This is a genomic window from Streptomyces sp. SM1 (assembly GCF_002910825.1).
Taxonomy (GTDB): Bacteria; Actinomycetota; Actinomycetes; order Streptomycetales; family Streptomycetaceae; genus Streptomyces; species Streptomyces okerensis.
In genome coordinates this window covers 1-973 of sequence record NZ_NEUB01000783.1, presented here as the reverse complement: position 1 = coordinate 973, position 973 = coordinate 1, and the positions used below count along the sequence as shown (strand labels likewise).

Sequence of the window (973 nt, the reverse complement as noted above, 5' to 3'; positions counted from 1 at the left end):
CGCACGCCCGGCGGCAAGGTCGACGTCAAGGCCCTGCCCGAGCCGCGGTTCGAGGCGTCGAGTGCCTACCGGCCGCCCTCCTCGGAGCGGGAGCGGACCCTGCACGACGTGTTCGCGGAGGTGCTGGGCCGGGAACGGGTCGGCGTCGACGACAGCTTCTTCGACCTCGGCGGCGACTCCGTCACCGCCACCCGCCTGGCGGCCGGGGCCCACCGGGCGGGCCTGAGCATCACCGCCAGGGACATCTTCGGCCGGAAGACCATCGCGCGGCTCGCCGAGGTGGCCCGGGACACCGGTCCCGGGGCCGCGGCCCCGTCCGCCGAGAGCCTGGTGCGGCTCGACGCGGACGAACTCGACGAGCTCGAAGCCCAGTGGGGGACGACACTGTGAAACAGACTTCCTTGGAAGCGGTCCTGCCGCTGACCCCGTTGCAGCAGGGCATGCTCTTCCACGCCCTGTTCGACGAGGGGGCCGGCGCGGCTCCGGCGGACGGCACGGCGCCGCCCGTCGACTTCTACACCGTGCAGACGCCCCTGGAACTGACCGGCGCGCTCGACACCGCGGTGCTGCGCCGCTCCACCGCGGCGCTGGCCGGCCGGCACGCGAGTCTGCGGGCGGGATTCCTGCGGCGCCGCTCGGGTGAGGCCGTACAGGCGGTCGCGCGGTCGGTGGAACCGGCCTGGGAGGAGGTCGACTTCTCCGGATTCGGCGCGGAGGAGCAGCGCCCGCGGCTGACACGGCTGCTGGCGGACGACCGGGCGCGGCGTTTCGACATGGCCCGGCCGCCGCTGCTGCGCTTCACTCTCGTCCGCCTCTCCGGCGAGCGGCACGTCCTGCTGCTGACCCACCATCACATCCTGCTGGACGGCTGGTCGCTGCCGCTGCTGCTGGCCGACCTGTTCCGGATCTACCGGGACGGCGGCTCGGCCGACGCGCTGGAGCCCGCGGTGCCCTTCGGGGACTATCTCGGCTG

The 973-nt window shown here is 74.0% G+C and carries 2 protein-coding genes; both read left to right on the top strand.

The annotated features are described in order from the left end of the window. The coding region (locus B9S61_RS24040; protein ID WP_258039827.1) for a phosphopantetheine-binding protein at positions 1-390 on the top strand (390 nt) is incomplete at its 5' end. Then, positions 387-973: condensation domain-containing protein (locus tag B9S61_RS24035; RefSeq protein ID WP_258039826.1), on the top strand; the 587-nt coding region annotated here is incomplete at its 3' end. The genes B9S61_RS24040 and B9S61_RS24035, both read left to right, overlap by 4 nt.